Genomic DNA, 19,586 nt, shown 5'->3' on the forward strand with positions numbered 1-19,586 from the left:
CCGGCGCGAGAGGGTGGTCGCACCCTCCCGGTACCCATGGTCGCCATCACGAAGTCGCCGCTACGACGCCAGCCCGTACGCCGCGAGCACCGCACGCAGCGCCGCGTCCTCGTCGGGCAGTTCCCGGCCGCGCCGTACGGACGCCTCCGCGAGGCGGGCGGCCAGAGCGGGATCACCGAGCAGGCGGCCGATCTCGCGGCTCAGTGCGCCGGGGTCCTGTGGGGGCACCAGCAGGGCCGCCTCGCCCACCATCCGGGGCACGCCGCCCACCCGCGTCGCGATGATCGGCCTGCCCGCCCGCAGCGCCTCCTGGACGCTCAGCGGCTGCCCCTCCCATCTGCTGGGCACGATCACCGCCGTCGCGACCTGGAGCAGGTCGGCCGGCTCGGCCCAGCCGTACAGGACCACGGGCAGTTCCTCGGCCTCGACGCGGGCCTGCAGCTCCTCGCGCAGCGGCCCGTCGCCCGCGATCACGAAGACCGGGTCCCCCTTGTAGGGCCCGGCCGCCGCGTCGAGCAGCGTCTCCAGGCCCTTCTGCTGGGCCAGGCGGGCGACCGTGAGCACGATCGGCCGTTCCTGCAGCGTCCGCGGCGCGTCCGCGGCGCCGGGCAGCCGGGCCGCGATCTCGGCCCGCACGTCCTCGGCCGGGCGGGCGGGTTCGGCGAGCGGCGGCGCGGGCACCACCGCGAGGTCCACTCCCCTGGCGCCTCTGGCCCGCATGCGCTCCGCGACGTCCGGCGAGATCGCCAGAACGCGGTCCGCCCGCCGGGCGACGATCCGTTCCAGCAGCCGGTAGACCGCGCCGATCGCGCCGCCCGCCGTGACCGCGTTGTGCAGGGTGACCACGAGTCGCGGCCATCCCCGCGCCCCGACGAGGGCGAGTGCGGCCAGCGCGCCCGCCCGCAGGCCGTGGGCGTGGACTACGTCCGCGCCGCGGGCGAGCCTGCGCAGGCGCAGGGCGGTCCGCAGGTCGTGCGCGGGGTGCGGCCTGTCGGCGATGTCCACCTCGGCGAAGCCCGCGCCGGTGGCGGTGAAGGAGAACGTCTCCTCGGTGTCGCCGGGACCCGCGACCAGCACCCGGTGCCCCCGTGTGACGAGCCCGCCGGCGAGCATCCGCACGTGCCGGGCCACGCCGCCCACGCTCGATCCCAGCACGAGCACGATGCGACTCATGCCCTCTCCTCACCTCCGGCTCGCAGCGGTCTACGGGTCCGCTCGCTCATACCGACTCCTCGGCGGGCGGGGCCGCCGGGCTCGCGCCTCTGCCGCGCCTCACTCCGGACAGGGCGGCGGTCAGGTCCCGGCGGTCCACGAGCGCGGTGACGAGGACCCCCGCGACCACGGCCGCCAGACCGGCCACGGCGGCCGTCAGGAGTCCGCCCCACGGGCCCTCGCCCGACAGGGGAAGCCGGGCGGCCGCCACGCCCGCGAGGAAACCCGCACCGCCGCCCAGCAGGGCGCCCAGGACAGCCCGCGGGACGCCCTGGACGGCCCGCGCCCCTCGCGCCCGCACGACCGAGGCCAGCAGCAGCCCGGCCCCCACCGTCATGCCGGTCGCCTGGCCGAGCGCGAGCCCGCCCAGGCCCCAGCCGTCCGGCAGCACGAGGACGAACGCCACCTGAGCCACGGCCACGACCAGCCACCCGGCGACCTGTCCCCTGGCCGCCGCCCTGCCCTGTCCCGCGGCGTACAGCACCCGGCTCAGGTGGGCCACCAGGCCATACCCGATGAGCCCCGGCGCGAACAGCGCGATCCCCCGGGCGAACTCCGCCGCGGCGACCTCGGTGTCGGCCTGGGCGAGGAAGACGTGCGCGACCGGCACCGCGACCGCGGCGAGCGCGCCGGCCGCCAGGCCGCAGACCAGCACGACCGCGCGGGTCGTCCGCGCCGCCAGCGCCGCGAAGCCCTCGCCCTCGTCGCCGGCCTGCGCCCGCGCGGCGAGCGCGGGGAAGGCGCTGGTCGCGATGGGCACCGCGAGCACGGCGTACGGCACCTGGTAGATCGCCCACGCGTAGTTGTAGGCGGGCAACGCGCCCCCGCCGACGCGGTTGGCGACGGGAATCAGGATCGCCGCCGCGGCCTGCTGGGCGACCAGCGCGCTCAGCCCGGCCAGGGCGAGCCGCCGCACCTGTACGGCGACGCCCTCGGGAAAGCGGAGCGTGGGCCGCCACCGCAGGCCGAGCCGCCACGCCGGCCCCACCACGGTGACGACCAGGGCCAGCACGCCGAGCGTCGTTCCCGCCGACAGCGCGATCTCGGCCGGCGCGGGCACGGTCGCGGGGTCCCTGTGGCCGCCGCTGAGCGGCCCGAAGGCCAGGTAGGCGACGATGACCACCACGCTCGACACGAGCGGCGCCAGCGCCGGCCCCGAGAACCGTCGATGGGCCTGCAGCACGCCGTAGAGCACCACGGCCATGCCGTACAACGGGATCTGCGGGGCGAAGACGACCAGCATGCGCGCGGCCACGGCGGCGACCTGGCCGATGTCGCATCCCCTCATCTCGGAGCCGACCAGCATCCGCGCCACCGGCGCCGCGACCACGGCGGTCAGCGCCGCGAGCGGCACCAGCAGCACGACCACCCAGGTCAGCAGCGCGGAGGCGATCCGGCCGACCTCCGCACGCGCCTCGCCGTCCGCTCTGGCGGCGGCGCCGGCGAGCACCGGGACGACCATCCCGGCGAGCGCGCCGCCCACCACGACCTCGAAGACGATGTTCGGCACGTTGTTGGCCGTGTAGTAGGCGGTGGCCAGGCAGTTCGTGCCGACCGTGCGCGCGAACGCCAACTGCTTGGCGAAGCCGGTCACCCGCGCCAGGACCGTGATGACCCCGATGAGGACCGCCGCCCCCGCGATCCCCGCCCCGAGCCGTCTAACCATGCCGCTTACCCATGCCGCTTACCGATGCCACTCATCCACGCCGCTCACCCATGCCGATGCCGTACGGCTCCGCGGGCGGCCCTGGTCGTGCAGGTCACCCACGCGACCCCGGCGTTCCTGGGGTGGTCTGCGGAGCGCGGCGGCCGAGCATGTCCAGGCGGTTGAGCACCCGGTTGCCGGCGATGACCTTGGTGAAGCTGACCTTCTCCGAGGCGGCGGTGAGAGCGGCGACGAAACCGAGGGCGGCGATCCGGCCGGCCCTGCCCAGCCGGGCCGTGGCCGCCAGGCCGAGCAGCGCGCCGAGCGCGTTCGCCCCGGCGTCGCCCAACATCGCCCGCTCGCCCAGGTCCTCGGGCAGCAGCGCCGCCGCCGCGCCCAGCGGGACGGCGGTCAGCGCGGCGGCCTGACGGGAGCGCGGGCCGTACGGGCCGGCGATCGAGGCGGCCAGCAGGGGAGCCCCGGCGAGCAGCCCCACCTTGATCGCGCGACCGGGTCGCAGGTCGAACAGGTTGGCCAGGTTGGCGCTGCCGGCGATCAGCGCCCCGTCGACGAGCGTGTCGAGGGACCGCGCCAGAACGTTCCCGCTCCGGACGTCACGAGGGGAGAGCGCCGCCGCGGCGAGCCCGGTCGCGCCGATGCCGAGGATCTTGACCGCTCCGCTGGTCACCTCGCCGCGCGCCAGTGCCGCCAGGTGGCCTTTGAAGCCCTTCGAGGAGGTCGTGCCGAACAGGTCGTCGTACGCGCCGAGGACGCCGCTGCCCGCTCCGGCGAGCACGGCGGCCGCGCGGGCCCGCGCGGGGAGGCCGGGGGCGAGAGCGGAGGCGGCGACGGCGCCCGCGGCGAACGCGGGACCCTCCAGCAGCGTGACCGGCTCGCCCCGGTGGTTGACCCGGGTCCAGTACTCGTCTGCGGTCTTCTCGTCGCCGATCGGCGGACGGCGCCGGAAAGCGGCGAAGGCGGCGCGCGCGGCGACCGCGCCGAGCGCGGCGCCGACGGCGGCTCCGAGCACCGCGGCGGCGCGGGTGCCTGCCTGGGGACCTCTGGCCACGGCTGTTGCCCTTCTCTACGTGTTCGTCAGGCGTGATGCGCCGACCGGCGGCTCAGCCCCGGCCCGCCGCGGGGGTGGGGGTCTGGCTGGGCGCGGTCACCGCGGGCTCGAACGCCGTCGCACCGCTGCCGACGCCGTACGAGCCCGAACGGCCGGCCAGTTGCTCCCGCAGAGCGTAGACCACCACGACACGGCCCGCGGCGAAATCGACCGTGTCAACGGTGGAGACCGCCGAGGCCACGCCGCCGGTGTCGTGCAGCGCCGCGATGACGCCGCCGTTGGCGGAGGCGGTGACGGTGCCCGCCAGGACCGTGCCGAGAGCGCCGCCGTCGAGGCCGGCGGCGACCGAGACCAGCGCGTTCGTCTGCCGGTCGGCGTCCTCCCCCTCGTACGGCTGGGTGGGCGCGAGCACGATGGCCAGCGTGGCCCGCCGCCCGGGGTCGCCGTTGAGGGTGAGGAAGTCGCCCGCCTGGAACGCCTCCAGCACGCCGGTGGCGGCGGGATTGGCCCGGCCCGCCTGCGTGCGGTCGTTGGTCACGATCGCGCCCGCGAGCATCGCGGCGGCCTTGTCGTACGGTGTGGCCCCGTCGGGGAACGTGGTGCCGGCCTGGGCGAGGTTGGTCGCCAGCCCGTCGAGCACGCTCGCCTGCTCGGCGTCGACGAACTTGTCGGTCAGGCTGATCCTGCCGCTGTAGACGGCGCCCGCGCTCGTGACGAGCTTCTCGATCGGGTCGCGCAGGGCGGCCGACGCGCCCGGAGCCTCGACGAGCACGACGCGCTCCCCCGCGAGCTGGCCGCGCACGAGGTCCGGCAGGTGGGTCGTGACCAGCGAGTCGCCGCCCTCCTCACGCGTCTGCAGCTGCGATATCTGCGTCAGGTACTTCTCGTTGGCCTGCCGCAGCGACGCGGTCATCTCCTCGGCCGACTTGAAGAACGTGGGCTCGAGCACGGTGCTGCCCAGCACGATGCCGACCGTGAGCGCGAGGAAGATCGCCACGATCGAGACGAGGTGATAACGGAAATCGATCACGAGAAGAGTCCGACCAGCCAGAAGATGAAGCCGTTCCAGGCCACGCGCAGGCCGTTCAGCCACACCTGGCCGATCGGCGATACCGAGAGCACCACACCGATCGTGACCAGCGTGGTGGCCACGAGCAGCAAAAGGGAGGACGTGGAGATCCGGCTCCGGTAGAGCCTGCTCACGCCCTTGGCGTCCACGAGCTTGCTGCCCACCCGCAGCCGGGTGAGGAAGGTGCTCGCCGCGCCCGACCTGCCCTTGTCCAGGAACTCGTCGAGCGTCCAGTGGGTGCCGACCGCGACGATCAGCGTGGCGCCCTTGTCGTCGGACAGGAGCATCGCGATGTCCTCGCTCGTCCCGGTCGCGGGGAACACGACCGCCTCCTGGCCCAGCTTGCGCACCCGCTCGAGCCCCGGCGCCCGCCCGTCGCGGTAGGCGTGGACGACGAGTTCGGCGCCGCAGCACAGCGCCTTCTCCGAGACGGAGTCGAAGTCGCCCACGATGATGTCGGGCACGTACCCGGCGTCGAGGAGCGCGTCCGCCCCGCCGTCCACACCGATCAGCACCGGACGGTACTCGCGGATGTACGGCCGGAGCGTGGCGATGTCCTCCTTGTAGTGGTAACCCCGCACCACGATGAGGGCGTGGCGGTTCTCCAGGGAGGTGCGGATATCGGGCACGCCGACCCCGTCGATCAGGAGGTCGCGCTCGCGCCGGACGTACTCCATCGTGTTGGCGGCGAAGGCCTCGATCTGGACGGCGAGGCCCGCGCGAGCCTCGGTCATGGCCGCCTCGACGCTCTCGGCGGTCTGCGGCTGCCCCTTTCCGACCAGTTCCTCGCCGAGGTAGACCATGCCGTCGTGGACGCGGATCACGTCGCCGTCGGCGATGCGCTCGAACAGTTCCGGCGACGCGTTGTCGATGAGGGGGATGCCCGCGTCGATCAGGATCTGCGGCCCGAGGTTGGGGTAACGCCCGCTGATGCTCGCGGCGACGTTGACCACGGCCGCCACACCGCACGCGACGAGAGCCTCCCCGCTGACCCGGTCGATGTCGACGTGATCGATAATCGCGATTTCTCCGGGCTTGAGGCGCTTGGTCAGCCTCTTCGTCCGTCTGTCGATTCTCGCCACTGCCGTCACCCCGGGAAGGCCGTCAGCCTTCCTGCGGCGGAGGCCCGGAACGTTCAAGCTCGGGACCTTCATCATGACCATCCTGCCAGAGGCGGCGACCGCCACGCTTCCACACCCCACGGCTCGTCTGAATTGTCACTGCAAGTCAGGGATGTTGCCGAGGTGCGCCGACCGAGGGCAGCCGAGTCAACGCACACCTTCCGCGACGCCGTCGCCCCCTGTTCCTCCGCCCCCTCGTTCCGGGGCTTGACTGCTTCCCGCCGCGCCCTGCTCCAAACGTCACCCCCGCGCGCGCCCCGCCGAGTGTACGCGCTGGGCGGGCCGGCGGTGGGAGAGACGGCAGGTCCGCCCACGGCGGGGCCCCCAGCCGGCACTGGACGGCCCGCGGCCCGGCAGATCCGCGGCCCCAGCCCGGCGGATTCAAAGCCTCAGCACGGCACAGAGCACCGCGGCCCTCGGCCCGCGGCCGGCGGACCCGAAGCCTCAGCCCGGCGGATTCAAAGCCTCAGCACGGCACAGAGCACCGCGGCCCTCGGCCGGCGGACCCGGAGCCTCAGCCTGCGGCGCGGCGGCCCGAGCGCCTGGCCGTCCCCGAGGACGCCTTCTCCCAGGCGGCCTTGTCGGCGGCGGCGATGGACAGCAACTCGGCGGCGTGCGCCCGGCCGAGCTCCGAGTCCTCCAGCCCGGCGAGCATCCGCGACAGCTCCCGCTCGCGGCCCTCCCGGTCGAGGGTCACGACGCCGCTGCGGACGACCCTGCCGTCGCTCGCCTTCTCGACCACGAGATGCTGGTCGGCGAAGGCCGCCACCTGCGGCAGATGGGTCACCACGATGACCTGCGCCGTCCTGGCGAGCTTGGCCAGCCGCCTGCCGATCTCCACGGCCGCCTTGCCGCCCACGCCCGCGTCGACCTCGTCGAACACGAACGTCGGAACGGGGTCGGCACCGGCGAAGACCACCTCGATGGCGAGCATCACCCGGCTCAGCTCGCCGCCGGAGGCGCCCTTGGTCAGCGGCAGTGGTGGCGCACCGGGATGGGATGCCAGCCGCAGCTCGACCTCGTCCACACCGTGCGGGCCGAAGCCGTCGGTGGCGGTGATCGCCACGCTCACCCGGGCGTGCGGCATGGCGAGCGCGGTCAGCTCCTCGGTCACCGCCTGGCCGAACCGGTCGGCGGCGACGGTGCGGATGGCGGTCAGCTCACCGGCCAGCTCGCCCAGCCGCTCGGTGAGCTCGCCGTGCTCCCGCGTCAGCTCCTCGATGCGCTCGTCGTCGCCTTCGAGCTCCGTCAGCCGCTCGGCGGCCCGCTGCGCCCATGCGATCACGGCCCTGACGTCCTCGCCGTACTTGCGCATGAGCCCGTTCAGCGCCGCCCTGCGCTCCTGCACCGCGGCCAGCCGCGCCGGATCGGCCTCGACCGACTCGGCGTACGCGGCCAGCTCGGTCGCCACGTCGGAGACCAGATAACCGGCCTCGGCCAGGCGATCGGCGAGCCCGGCGAGCGCGGGATCGAAGTCGCGTACGGACTCCACGGCCGTCTTCGCGTGACCGAGCAGCGACACGGCGTCCTGCACGTCCTGCGCGCTCGACATCGGATCCCCGAGCAGCGCCGCATGCGCGGTCGTGGCGGCGGTGCGCAACGCGTCGGCGTGGGAGAGCCGCTCGGCCTCCTCCTTCAGCTCGGCGTCCTCGCCTGGCCTGGGCTCGACCTTCTCGATCTCCTCGAGGCCGAACCGCAGCACGTCGGCCTCCTGCGCCCGCTCCCTGGCCTTGACGGTCAGCTCATGGAGCAGCTCCCCCACCTGCTTGTGCCGCTTGTATGCCTGCTCGTAGGCCCGAAGGGGCTTGACCAGCTCGTCGCCGGCGTATCGGTCGAGCGCCGCGCGCTGCCTGCCGGGCTGCAGCAGCCGCTGCTGGTCCATCTGCCCGTGCACGGCCACGAGGTCGTCGGCGATGTACGTCAACGTGCCCACCGGCACGGCACGGCCGCCCAGCCAGGCGCGGGAGCGGCCCTCCGCGGAGACCGACCGGGAGATGATGAGCTGCCCGTCTTCGACCTCGCCGCCGACGTCGGCGACCTGCTGGGCTACGCGACCGCCGGGCTCGATCACGAGCGTGCCCTCGATCAGCGCCTTGTCGGCGCCCGGCCTGACCCTGGCCGGGTCGGCCCGCCCTCCGAACAGCAGGCCGAGACCGGTGACGACCATCGTCTTGCCGGCCCCGGTCTCACCCGTGACGACGGTGAATCCCGGTGACAGCTCCAGTACGGCCTCGTCGATCACGCCGAGCCCCTGGATGCGGACCTCCTCGACCCGTGGCCGCACTGGTCCCTCCCGTTTTCGCCGACCGAACTCGCCAGAGATCCTACGCGTAACTCGTCAAGATTTTCGAGGACAGCGTGTCCGGGCCGCGACCCGAACGAGAATCTGTGGACGCGAAAGCCCAGCTCATCCGGCATATCACCACCAACCGCCACAACCCGCTGTGGATCGCGGCGTCTCCAGGGTCAGCCGGAGCGGACGCGGCCCCGCCAGCCCTGCACCGGCAGGCCGAACTTCGCGACCAGGCGGTCGGTGAAGGGCGCCCCGGTGGTCTCCACACCGAGCAGGCGGGCCAGCCCTACGGGCGCCTCGCCCCTGCGGACCTCCACCCGGGCGCCGGGCGGGATGTCGAAGCGGCGGCGGCCGTCGCACCACAGCACACCGGCGCTGGTGTCAGGGAGGATCTCCAGCGCGAGCGTGGACTTCGGCGACACCACCATCGGCCGGGCGAACAGGGCGTGAGCGCTGTTGGGCACCAGGAGCAGCGCCTCCACCTCGGGCCAGACGACGGGCCCTCCGGCCGAGAAGGCGTACGCGGTCGATCCGGTGGGGGTCGCGCAGATCACGCCGTCGCACCCCCAGCGCGACAGCGGGCGGCCGTCGATCTCCGCGACGACCTCCAGCATGCGGTCCTTCTTCTCGACCGACGCCTCATTGAGCGCCCAGGTCCGCGCGAGAACCGACCCGTTCAGGCGCACGACGACCTCGATCGTCATGCGCTCCTCGACCTCGTAGCGGCCCTCGGCCACCAGGTCCACCACGGACGCCAGGTCCTCCACCTCGGCCTCGGCGAGGAAGCCCACGTGCCCCAGGTTCACGCCGAGCAGCGGCACCGCTGCCGGGCGGGCCAGTTCGGCGGCGCGCAGCAGCGTGCCGTCACCCCCGAGGACGATGATCAGCTCGGCTCCCTCCAGCGCCGCAGCGTTCTCCGGGACCACCTCGACATGGGCGCAACCCAGCTCCTCGGCTTCCTCGTCGAGCACCCGGACGTTGATGCCCGCCTCGATCAGCCGTTCCATGACCAGGCGGGCGCTGCGCACGGCCGCCTCCCGGCCCGTGTGCGCCGTCACCAGGACGGTCCTCTTGGCATCCGCCCGGTCGCCCGCCGTGCCGCCCGTGCTCATCGTGCTCATCGTCTCCACGCCTCGCCGCCCGCGCTCACCGGGGCCCCTCCGCCACCGCCGTGTCGACGGCCGCGTCCACATCGGCAACGGGATCGTGTCCCGGTCCCTTCCCGAGCCACAGAACGTATTCCACGTTCCCCGACGGCCCCGGCAGCGGGCTCGCCGTCACGCCCTTCACCGTCAGGCCGAGCGAGCTCGCCGCCGCCGCGACGTCCCGCACCGCCTGTGCCCGCAGAGCCGGGTCGCGTACGACGCCTCCCGAGCCCACACGCTCCTTGCCGACCTCGAACTGCGGTTTGACCAGCATGGCGAACTCCGCCACCTCCGCCGCACAGCGCACCAGGGCCGGGAGGACGAGCCGGAGGGAGATGAAGGACAGGTCCCCGACGATCAGCGTCGGCGGCTCACCCACCATCTCCGGCGTCAGGTCGCGGACGTTCACCCGCTCCATCACCGTGACCCGCTCGTCCGTACGCAGCGACCAGGCGAGCTGGCCGTATCCCACGTCGACCGCGAGCACGTGGGCGGCGCCGTGCCTGAGCAGCACGTCGGTGAAGCCGCCGGTCGAGGCGCCCGCGTCGAGGCACCGGCGCCCCACGACGCGGAGCCCTTCGAACGCGTCCAGTGCGCCGAGCAGCTTGTGGGCGCCTCTGGACACGTAATCGGGGCCCTCGGCCGTCTCGGCGACCACGATGGGGGCCGCGGTGTCCACCTGGGTGGCCGCCTTGCCCGCCACCCGGCCTCCGACGCTGACCCGGCCCGCCTCGATGAGCTGGGCCGCCTGCTCCCTGGACCGGGCGAGCCCGCGGCGCACGAGCTCGCTGTCCAGCCGGACGCGCTTCACCGGGCCCGCCCCGCCGCGGCGTCCCCAGCCGTATGGACCCGCGCCCGCGCCGGGCCCGCGCCATCGCCAGCCGTACGAACCCGCGCCCAAGCCCGGCCTGTGCCCTCAGCCGTGCGGACCCGCGTCCACGCCCGGCCCGCGGCGCCCGTGGGCGCTGCCATGGCGCTCACTGATCGCCGTCCCGGCCGCCGTGTGCCTCGGGCTGCCGCTCGCCGGCATCCTCCACGGACGCAAGCACCGCCTCGAGGCCGGCGAGGACCTGTTCGAAGACGCCCACGTGCTCGGACACCGGCGCGTGAGCCAGCCGTCCGAGTGGCGACAACGCGGCCTGCACGCCGTCGGCGCCCGAGGCGTAATGTTCCCCGGCCGCGATCCCGCTGTCCGTCATGGTCCCTTCCTGCTCCGATCAGCTGCCCCGTCACGCTTCACAGTCGCGCTTCCCCGTGCGCGGCCCCACGCTCGCGCCCGGGCTTCGGCCCGGCTTCCGCCGGCCCGGGCCCCGGACGTCGCACGGACGGCGCACGCGGCCATGCCGCGCGGCCCACCCGTACGAGCCCCTGCGGCGCTGGTCGCCTCGACGCTATCGGACCCCACCGACGGTCGTGCGCCGTCCGCCCGTTCCGCAGGGCCGCGAACGTTCCGCCGCATGATCTCGCCTCACGTGCCCGGAGGAGGGCCCTGCTCAGCTCGCCGTCCCTTTGGTCGCGAAATCTACGGCTCGCGGACCGCCGAACTCGTGCTGTTGCCGTCCCATGACCCGAAGCGGATTTCGCGCAGGCCGTCCGTGGAAAGCTACTGTCGGTAGGTACAGGGGAATCACATCGTCGACCGATGATCCGTGCGCGGTTCACAAGGAGACCCGGTCCGCGAGAAGACACGGTCCGCGAGGAGAAAGGCAGGCGCATGGCGACCGTCGAGGAATGCCGGGCGGCGCTGGACAAACTCGTCGAGCAGTTCGACGAGGTGAGCGAGGAGGACCGTGCCAAGCACGTGGTCGAACGCCGGCTGGCCTGCCGGATCTCCGACCTCGGCGTGACCTTCTACGGCCGCATCCACCGCGGTGGGCTCGACCAATTCGACGAGGTGCCCCCGGATGACGGCCGGCCCGCCGAGGTCAAGCTGACGCTCAAGAGCGAGGACCTGGTCTCGATGGTCAACGGCGAACTCGACATGGGCCGCGCGCTGCTAGGCGGCCGGGTCAAGATCGACGCGAGCCTCGGCGACCTGCTACGCCTGCGCAAACTCCTCTGACCGCTCTCATCTGACCACTCCCACCGGAACCCGGCGACGCGCCACCGCACCGGGCCCTCTACCTCAGGCCACGCCAGCCTCGCCGAGCCCTCGCCGCACGCCGTGCCGGGTCCGGAGTCGCATGCGACGCCGGCCCTTCGGCGACATGCCACGCCGGGCCGCCGCCGCACGCCATGCGGGGGTACGGACCTCGAAACGCGTTACCAGATCGTGGCGGCCACCCCGGCGTCACGCCGTGGTCCGGCGCGTGAGCCCGAGGGCGGCCACCCGTGCCGATCATCAGCGGCCGAGCGCCGCCAGGGCGGCCTTCACCGCGCCCTCGTCCGCTTGGCCGTCCCCCACCGCGTCCCAGGTGGCGGCGCTCGCCGCACGCAGCCCCTCGACGGGGTCGCCCTCCCCGGTGAGCGTGAGCTCGCCGTCCTGCCACACGGCTGTCCATCCGCCGCAGGTCCATCCGCCTGAGCCACGCACTACGGGGACCACGGGGGCGTGCAAGCCGGACAGGTCGGCGGCGATGTGGGTGGGACGGTGATGGGGCGCGGCGGTGAGCACGTCGAGAGGAGTGGCGACACCGGTCAGCACGAGCAGGCTGTCGACACCGGCCCGGGTCGCGCCCTCGATGTCGGTGTCGAGCCGGTCGCCGACGATCAGCGGCCTCTCGGCGCGGGTGCGGATCATCGACTCACGGTGCAGCGGCGGCTCGGGCTTGCCCGCGACCACGGGCTCGACGCCGGCCGCGGTGGCGATCACGCGGCTCATCGAGCCGTTCCCGGGCTGCTCGCCCCGGCCCGTCGGCATGGTCGTGTCGCCGTTGGCCGCGACGAACCACGCCCCCTGACGTACGGCGAGCGCCCCTTCGCAGAGCAGCCCGTAGGACAGGTTGTCGGCGATGCCCTGCACCACGGCGGCGGGTGCGTCCAGGGCCGTGGTCACAGGGCGCAGGCCGTGCTCGCGCAGGGCCATCCGCAGTCCCATGCCGCCCACCACCAGGACGGCGGAGCCCGCCGGCACGTGCTCGGCGACCAGCCGGGCCGCCGCCTGCGCGGAGGTCACCACGTCCTGCGGGGCCGCCGGAATGCCCAGATGGCTGAGGTGCTGGGCGATCGCCCCCGGCGTGCGGGACGCGTTGTTCGTCACGAACGCGAGCCGCACGCCCAGGTCCCGGGCCTTCACCAGCGCCTCCGGCGCTTGGGGGACCGCGTGTTTGCCGAGGTAGACGACGCCGTCGAGGTCGAGCAGCAGCGTGTCGTAGGCGTCAACGAGCACGCCGGTGGTTTCTGACATGGCGGAAGTATGTCCTACGGTCACGCCTGCCTCGCCCGCAGCGTGGCCCTGACCTGCTTCAGTGCGGACACGTAGTGCCGCAGGTCGGGGCGCATCGCCACCGCCACCGCGAGGGGCTCCTGCGCCCCCTCGATGTCTCCGCTGCGCCACAGTGACAAGCCGAGACCGAAGTAGGCGTAGTCCTCGGCGGGGTTGGCGTCGACGATCCAGCGGAAGCTGCCGGCGGCCTCGTCGTAGCGCTTCGAGTTGAACTGGGCCCGGGCGAGTGCCTCGCGGAGGCTGCGCGAGTCGGGTTCGGCCCGCACGGCGTGCTCCAGGATCGCCGCCGCGGCGGCCGGACTGCCCTCCTCGAGCAGTTTCATGCCACGCTTGAACCACTCATAGACACCGCCGGAAGGCGTACCGCCCGGATCATTGGAAGAAGCAGAGGCCTCGTTTCGTCCTTCGATCATGGGGTAAGCCCTCCTGCACTCCGATTTCACAAGCAACCGGGCACCGCAGCGTCGGGGAGTCCGGGCACTTATGGCAACATGCCCGGTATGGAGAGTTCTGAACGGGCGGGACTGGTGCTACGTCCGTTCCACGGCGTCCGTTACGCGGTGGACGACCTGGGCGCTGTCACCTCCCCGCCGTACGATCTCATCTCCCCTGAAGAACTGCGGGAACTGCTCAGTCGTCATCCGAACAACGCAGTGCGCCTGATCCTTCCCGGGATCAGCCACTACGGTGAGGCGAGCGCCGCGTTGAGCGAGTGGCTTGCCGATGGAGTGCTGACGGTCGACTCCCTGCCCGGGCTGTACGTGTACGAGCAGAGCGGGGTCGGTTTTCTGCAGCGGGGCCTGATCGGATGCGTCGGGGTCGGGTCGACCGCGATCCTTCCACATGAGAACGTCCTGCCGGAGCCCGTCGCCGACCGGCTCGCCCTGATGCGGGCGACGCAGGCCAACCTCGAACCGATCTTCCTGCTGTACGAAGGCGGCGGCACCGCCTCCCGGCTCGTCGACGACGTGGCCACACAGCGTTTCCCCCTCATGGACGTCCGGACCCGTGAGGGCGTGCACCACCGGCTCTGGGCGGTGACCGACCCCCATGAGATCGAAGCCGTCGCGGAGGACCTGCGCGATCGTCAGGCGCTGATCGCCGATGGCCACCATCGTTACGCCACTTATCAGGCGCTGCAGAAGGACCACATCGGACCCGGTCCCTGGGACTACGGCCTGGCGTACCTGGTCGACTCCACGGCATACCCGCCCGACCTCAGGGCCATCCACCGGGTCATCCCGGGGCTGCCCCTGCAGGAGGCCGCCGCCCGGGCCAAGGGCGCGTGGCAGGTCCAGGAGTTCCCCCTGGTCGAGGACGCCCTGGCAGGGCTCGCCACCGCGACCGGCCCCGCCTTCGTGCTCGCCGGCGACGGACCCGCCCATCTGCTGACGGATCCCGACCCGATGCAGGTCGAGCACGCCATGCCGCCCGAGCAGTCCCCACGGTGGCGGATGCTCGACACCTCGGTCCTCACGACGTTCCTCCTGCCAAGGGTGTGGGGGATCACCGACAGCGAGCAGTCGGTGATGGTCGTGCACCACGACCCGCTCGCCGCCGTGGAGAGGGCGCGCCGGCTCGGCGGGACGGCGGTGCTGCTCAATCCGCTGTCCACGGAAGACGTCCTCACGGTCGCGTCGCAGGGCGAGCGGGTGCCCCGCAAGTCGACCTCGTTCGGCCCCAAGCCCCGCACCGGCCTGGTCATGCGGACCTTCGCCACTGACTGACCACCTCGTCGGCGGGCTCCGCCGAAACGGCGTCGCCCTGGTGGTCGCAGGACGACGCCGCCGGGGAGCCGACGGCGCCGTCGCCGGAGGACACCGCTTCGGGCTTGACGGCATCGACCGCCTCAGCGGCATCAACGGCCTCCCGAACCCCGGCGGCGGCGCCGTCGTCGGCGTGCGGCGTTGTCCTGCGTGGTGGCCTGCCGCGGGGCGCGGCCGGCTCGACGCGGCGTGCCGTACGGACCTCGATCTCGTAGCGGCTGCCGCCACGCCACCAGCGGCGGCGCAGCGCGCCCTCCACCTCGACCAGATCATCGAGTTGCCATCCGGCCAGCATGCCGCGCACGCCGTCGTCGATCGTCGCGCATTCGATCGCGTCCGACCGCTGACGGCCCGAGCGGCCTGCCGGTCTGCGGACCGCGAGCCGCCACTGCGTCAGCAGGGCTCCGCTCGGCAGTTCCCGATGTGCCGGCTCCATGGACAGCCGCCCGGCCAGCACCACCTCGTTGCGGTGCATGTGAACTCCTCTCTGCCGTGGAGATCACTATGCGTGACCAGGTTGGGCCGGTGCGGTGCTGAATGCCATTCTGTGAATACCGGTTCTAGTTTCAGGAGTGTCCTGTGGACAACGTGACTCCGCTCGGCGGCGACGTCTACGAGATCGACACGCGGATGGCGGGCTACTCCGGCATCACCGCGGGCTATCTGATCCTCGGCGACCGCCCCTGCCTCGTCGAGACGGGCACCTCGACCTCGGCCCCCGTGGTCAGGGACGCCCTGTCCTCCCTCGGGGTGGGACCGGACGACCTCGCGACCGTCGTGGTCACCCACATCCACCTGGATCACGCCGGCGGCGTGGGCGACATCGCGAACTACTACCCGTCCGCGGAGATCGTCGTCCACGAGAAGGGCGCCCGCCATCTCGCCGACCCCTCCCGGCTCATGGCGAGCGCCAAGATGGTCTGGGGCGACAAGCTCGACGTGCTGTTCGGCACCCTGGCGCCGACCGACGCGGCCCGCATCAGGGCCCTGGGCGACACCGGGACGATCGATCTGGGCAACGGCCGCACCCTGGCGAGCCACTACTCCCCCGGCCACGCCAAACACCACGTGGGCCTGCTCGACTCGCTCACCGGTGACCTGTACGTGGGCGACGCCGCCGGGGTGTATCTGCCCGAGACCGGGGACCTGCGGCCCGCAACGCCGCCGCCGGACTTCGATCTCGACGTCGCCCTCGGCTCGATCGCGCTGTTCACGGCCCTGAAACCGCAGCGGCTGCTGTTCAGCCACTACGGACCGGTGGAGGACGTGCCCTCGACCCTCGAACGGTCGGCTGAGGAGCTCCGGATCTGGGTGGACCTCACCAAGCGGGCAAGGGCGGAGGGACTCGACCTCGATCACGCTGTCGCCATGGTGCGCGACCGGACGCGGGAGCGGTACGCCGCGCTGCGCGCCGACGAGGCCACCGCCGAGCAGTTCGAGCTGCTGAGCGGCGCGCCGTCGAACGTCGCGGGGATCATGCACTGGCTGGATCGCGCCCCGCGCTGACTCCCGACCCCCTCGGAACGCGATTCCGGAGAGGCCGACTCTGCGGCGTGGTCTTCCCCCGGGGGGCCTTCCCCGGGGAAAAAGTGAACGGGCGCCGCCGACGCGGCGCCCGTTCGAGACATCAGGGCTGGCGCTTCGTCCGATCCTCGGCGTCCTCGGCATCCTCGGCGTCCTCGGAGCCGTCGAGCGCGTCGCCGAAGTCCGGCTCTATGAACGCGGGGCCGTAGGACGGCCCGCTCGTGGCGGAGGGCCGCTCGGCCGCGTCATCGGCGTCGCGCGTCTCCTCACCACCCGGTGCGGGTGCCGCCACAAGTGCCACCGGTGCGGGCGCCTCGCCGACGGCGGGCGTCGCAGCCACGTCGTCGCCCGTGGGACCGCCGTCCGCCTGACCGTCGGTCAGATCGTCCTCGTCCGAGAGGTCGTCGTCCCGGGGATCGCCGGCGGGCTGCGCCTCGTCTTCGTCCTCGTCCTTGACCGCCTCTCGGATGGCCTCGTCTCCGATTTCCTCTTCATCGTCGGCGAGGTCGTCCAGGAGGTCACCGGGCTCGTCACCGGACTCGTCGAAATCCTCCTCCAGGTCCTCGATCAGTCCGCCGGTCAGCTCGGCGTAGCGCTCGGCCGCGTCGGTCTCGCCGTCCTCGTCGAATCCCATGGCACGGGCGAACCAGTCGGTCGCCGCTTCTTCGTGCCCCGCGTCGGCCAGGGCGTCCGCGTACGCGAAGGCGAGCCGCGCCGACCACGGCTTCGGCTGAGGGTCGCGCAACTCAGGAACCCGCTGCAGCGTGATCACTGCGGCGTCGTGCTGCCCGAGGTCACGACGGGCCCCGGACTCCACGATGGCCAGTTCGATCCTGCCCGCGCGGTCCAGCCGTTCGGCCTCACGCGACCGGACGAGGTCGAGCGCCCGCTCGGGACGCCCGAGCCCACGCTCGCAGTCCGCCATGATCGGCAGGTACTCGTCCGAACCGGTGATCCGCCGGGCGGCCCGCAGGTCGCCCAGCGCCTCCGCGTACTGACCCGCGTGGTAGGCGGCGATCCCGGTGGCCTCGCGGACCACGCCGATCCTGCCCGCGAAGCGACGCGCCACCTTGGCGTGCTCGTAGGCCTTCTCCGGGTCCTCCGCGCTCAGCGCACGGGCGGCCGCCACGAGGTGGCTCGCCACGAGGTCCGCCAGGTCGTTCGGCAACGAGCGAAGCTCCGCACGCGCCTCCCGGTCCAGCTCGTCCGGGGTGATGTCGGGGTCGAGGGGCGGAATCTCCTCCCGCGTCCTCGGCTCGTCCGGCCTGCCGTAGCGGCTACGGCTGCCGCCCCGATCGTCGCGGCTGAAGGGACGCGCCGCGCCGCGGTCGCCGCTGAACGGCCTGGACTCGTCACGATCCCTGCCGAACGGGCGGTCGCCGCGGTCGCCGCCGAACTGGCGCCGTGGCCGGTCGCCGGAGCCCGACTCACGCCCGCGGAACGTCCGAGGCCCTTCCTCACGGTCGCGGCCCGAACGCCTGTCGTCGCGGTCCCGGGAGGATCCTCCGGGCCTGTCCCCCGGCGTACGGCGCGGCCCGTCCCGGAACGAGTCCCGATCGCGGTAGCGGTCGCCACCGGTGTCCTGCCGGTCTCCGTAGGGACGCCTGGGCCTGTCCTCGCCGCCTCTGCCGTCGCGGTCGCCTCTGCCGTCGCGGTCGCCGAACGAACGCCGCGGCCGCTCCTGGCCCCCGAAGCCCCGATCGGCACCCCGATCGCCGCCTCGATCTCCATACGGACGCCGGGGACGATCCTGCCCGAACCCGCTTCCGCCTCTGTCGTCACGGCCGTAACCGCGCTCCTGGTCCGTACGCCGCGGCGGACGACTGCCGAAGCCGCCCCGGTCGTCGCGGTCGTTCCGAGGCGTGAACGAGCGGCCCTCCCGGCCCTCCCGATTCTCTCGGCCCTCGCGGCCGTCGCGTTCGCGGGAGCCGTAGCGCCCGCCGAAACCGCCGCCCTGGCGCTGCGGGCGGTCTCCGTACCCGCCGCCGCCTTCCCGCCGATCGGTGCGGCGCTCACCGTAGGGCCGGCTGCCGCGGTCGTCGGAGCGGAACGGACGTCCGCCACGATCCTCGCGATCCCGGGAGCCCTGTCCGCCTCGGAAGCCGTCGCGCTCCCCGAAGGAGCGGCGCGGCCGATCGGTGCGGAAGGAGTCGCGGTCCTGATAGACGCGTTCCCTGCGTCCTTCGCCGCCCCCGGTTTCCCTGCGCCCCTCGGAGCCGCCGGCCCCACGCGGCCGCTCACCACCGCGCTCGAAGCTCCGGCCCCCGTCGCGGTCGCGGTATCCGCCGCGATCGTCGGTACGGCCACCGGCGCGATCCCCGCTGCCGAAAGGACGGCGACCGCGGTCATCCCGGTCACGGTAGCCGCCGCGCCTGTCGCGATCCCCATACGAGCCGGTCGGCCTGTCGTCACGATCACGCGAGCCGGAGCGCCCCCCGGACGGTCCACCCTGATCGCGGTAGCCGCGCCTGTCGGACTGGAACGGGCGCTCGCCGCGCTCGCCGCGATCGCTTCGGAAGCCTTCTCGCCGCTGTCCATAACGACCGCCGAAGCCGCCGCTTCCTCCATTACCGCGGAATCCTCCGGCGCGCTCAGCCCGGTTTCTGTTCTCTTCGCGGTTGTCTTCGCCACGGCCCGCGCCGTCGCGCCCGTCTTCTCTGTTCACTTCTGTCCTCTGTTGCTTGCTCACCGCGTCCGGTTCGCCGGCCGCAGGGCTCCGTCTTCCCGCTGTCCTGACTATTGGGGATCCGCCCCATGCCCGATGAGTTCCAGGGAAGACATGTTGTTGACGCCGCAGGTCCGCTGGGATCGCGTCCGCCGCAGCCTTCGCTTCTCGTCCGAAGCGACGAAGGCCACCCGTGGGGTGGCCCGGCATTGCCAGCCTAGCGCGCCGTCACCACCGCCCGGGCCCCGACCGGAGCGTTCGTCTCTCGTGGACACGGGTTCGGCGTGGTGAAGACATCGCCCTATAAATGCAGAAGGGCCGCCCTAATCAGGGCGGCCCTTCCAAAAGATTGTCCGGCGGCGTCCTACTCTCCCACACCGTCCCCGGTGCAGTACCATCGGCGCTGGCAGGCTTAACTTCCGGGTTCGGAATGTAACCGGGTGTTTCCCTACCGCCATAACCGCCGTAACCCCACGAAACACACAACCACACGGTTGCTGTCTCTGAGATCACATAGTGAACGCGAGCATAATATGGTCAAGTCCTCGGCCTATTAGTACCGGTCAGCTCCACACATTACTGCGCTTCCACTTCCGGCCTATCAACCCCATCATCTCTAGGGGGCCTTACCCACACAAGGTGGTGGGAGACCTCATCTTGAGGCGAGCTTCCCGCTTAGATGCTTTCAGCGG

The 19,586-nt window shown here is 72.7% G+C and carries 16 protein-coding genes and 2 rRNA genes; 3 read left to right on the forward strand and 15 right to left on the reverse strand.

The features are described from left to right. Positions 1–60: 60 nt before the first annotated feature. From BXA11_RS34985 to BXA11_RS35025, 9 genes are all read right to left on the reverse strand, one after another. Positions 61–1,173: a glycosyltransferase family 4 protein gene (locus BXA11_RS34985; RefSeq protein ID WP_076441500.1), complete on the reverse strand. Its 1,113-nt coding sequence runs from the start codon at positions 1,171–1,173 to the stop codon at positions 61–63. 46 nt (positions 1,174–1,219) lie between these two features. Further along, a complete protein-coding gene (gene murJ, locus BXA11_RS34990; protein ID WP_076441502.1) occupies positions 1,220–2,878 on the reverse strand; it encodes a murein biosynthesis integral membrane protein MurJ in 1,659 nt (552 codons plus the stop codon). A 94-nt stretch (positions 2,879–2,972) separates the two neighbouring features. Further along, complete coding sequence (locus BXA11_RS34995) at positions 2,973–3,926, reverse strand: hypothetical protein (protein WP_076441504.1); 954 nt, start codon at positions 3,924–3,926, stop codon at positions 2,973–2,975. Between the two features lie 52 nt (positions 3,927–3,978). Next, a complete protein-coding gene (locus BXA11_RS35000) occupies positions 3,979–4,956 on the reverse strand; it encodes a copper transporter (RefSeq protein ID WP_076441506.1) in 978 nt (325 codons plus the stop codon). Beyond that, entirely contained in the window at positions 4,953–6,149 is a 1,197-nt protein-coding gene (steA, locus tag BXA11_RS35005; RefSeq protein WP_076441536.1) for a putative cytokinetic ring protein SteA, read from the reverse strand. Before steA ends, BXA11_RS35000 begins: the two co-directional genes overlap by 4 nt. 481 nt (positions 6,150–6,630) lie before the next feature. Beyond that, on the reverse strand, positions 6,631–8,400 hold the full coding sequence (gene recN / locus BXA11_RS35010; protein WP_076441508.1) for a DNA repair protein RecN: 1,770 nt from the start codon (positions 8,398–8,400) through the stop codon (positions 6,631–6,633). A 182-nt stretch (positions 8,401–8,582) separates the two neighbouring features. After that, complete coding sequence (locus tag BXA11_RS35015; RefSeq protein WP_076441510.1) at positions 8,583–9,521, reverse strand: NAD kinase; 939 nt, start codon at positions 9,519–9,521, stop codon at positions 8,583–8,585. Between the two features lie 34 nt (positions 9,522–9,555). Further along, a complete protein-coding gene (locus BXA11_RS35020; RefSeq protein WP_076441512.1) occupies positions 9,556–10,365 on the reverse strand; it encodes a TlyA family RNA methyltransferase in 810 nt (269 codons plus the stop codon). A 166-nt stretch (positions 10,366–10,531) separates the two neighbouring features. After that, on the reverse strand, positions 10,532–10,753 hold the full coding sequence (locus BXA11_RS35025; protein ID WP_076441514.1) for a hypothetical protein: 222 nt from the start codon (positions 10,751–10,753) through the stop codon (positions 10,532–10,534). 515 nt (positions 10,754–11,268) lie between these two features. On the opposite strand from BXA11_RS35025, the gene BXA11_RS35030 reads away from it, so the two are divergent. Further along, entirely contained in the window at positions 11,269–11,616 is a 348-nt protein-coding gene (locus tag BXA11_RS35030; RefSeq protein WP_030507352.1) for an SCP2 sterol-binding domain-containing protein, read from the forward strand. A gap of 279 nt (positions 11,617–11,895) precedes the next feature. On the opposite strand, the gene BXA11_RS35035 is transcribed toward BXA11_RS35030, so the two are convergent. Then, entirely contained in the window at positions 11,896–12,900 is a 1,005-nt protein-coding gene (locus BXA11_RS35035; protein WP_076441516.1) for an HAD-IIA family hydrolase, read from the reverse strand. A gap of 20 nt (positions 12,901–12,920) precedes the next feature. Further along, positions 12,921–13,262, reverse strand: coding sequence for a tetratricopeptide repeat protein (locus tag BXA11_RS35040; protein WP_231513829.1), 342 nt, complete (start codon positions 13,260–13,262; stop codon positions 12,921–12,923). 177 nt (positions 13,263–13,439) lie between these two features. On the opposite strand from BXA11_RS35040, the gene BXA11_RS35045 reads away from it, so the two are divergent. After that, the gene (locus tag BXA11_RS35045) at positions 13,440–14,666 is read left to right on the forward strand and encodes a DUF1015 family protein (RefSeq protein ID WP_231513830.1); all 1,227 of its coding nucleotides are present in this window, start codon (positions 13,440–13,442) and stop codon (positions 14,664–14,666) included. Here the strand turns inward: BXA11_RS35045 and BXA11_RS35050 are convergent. Further along, positions 14,641–15,180, reverse strand: coding sequence for a single stranded DNA-binding domain-containing protein (locus BXA11_RS35050; RefSeq protein WP_076441518.1), 540 nt, complete (start codon positions 15,178–15,180; stop codon positions 14,641–14,643). The two genes, BXA11_RS35045 and BXA11_RS35050, sit on opposite strands and share 26 nt — an antisense overlap. Positions 15,181–15,284: 104 nt before the next feature. Here BXA11_RS35050 and BXA11_RS35055 point away from each other — a divergent pair, with 104 nt between their 5' ends. Next, a complete protein-coding gene (locus BXA11_RS35055; RefSeq protein WP_076441520.1) occupies positions 15,285–16,211 on the forward strand; it encodes an MBL fold metallo-hydrolase in 927 nt (308 codons plus the stop codon). A gap of 121 nt (positions 16,212–16,332) precedes the next feature. Here the strand turns inward: BXA11_RS35055 and BXA11_RS42680 are convergent, their stop codons facing one another. The 3 genes from BXA11_RS42680 to BXA11_RS35070 form a co-directional block, all read right to left on the reverse strand. Continuing rightward, positions 16,333–17,397 carry a tetratricopeptide repeat protein gene (locus BXA11_RS42680; protein ID WP_204053646.1) on the reverse strand — a complete coding sequence of 355 codons (1,065 nt, stop codon included), beginning with the start codon at positions 17,395–17,397 and terminating at the stop codon, positions 16,333–16,335. 1,848 nt (positions 17,398–19,245) lie between these two features. After that, positions 19,246–19,362, reverse strand: a 5S ribosomal RNA gene (rrf, locus tag BXA11_RS35065). A gap of 65 nt (positions 19,363–19,427) precedes the next feature. Continuing rightward, positions 19,428–19,586, reverse strand: a 23S ribosomal RNA gene (locus tag BXA11_RS35070); the annotation flags it as partial.

Origin of the sequence: Microbispora rosea, from assembly GCF_900156315.1 — a bacterium.
GTDB classification, from domain to species: domain Bacteria; phylum Actinomycetota; class Actinomycetes; order Streptosporangiales; family Streptosporangiaceae; genus Microbispora; species Microbispora rosea.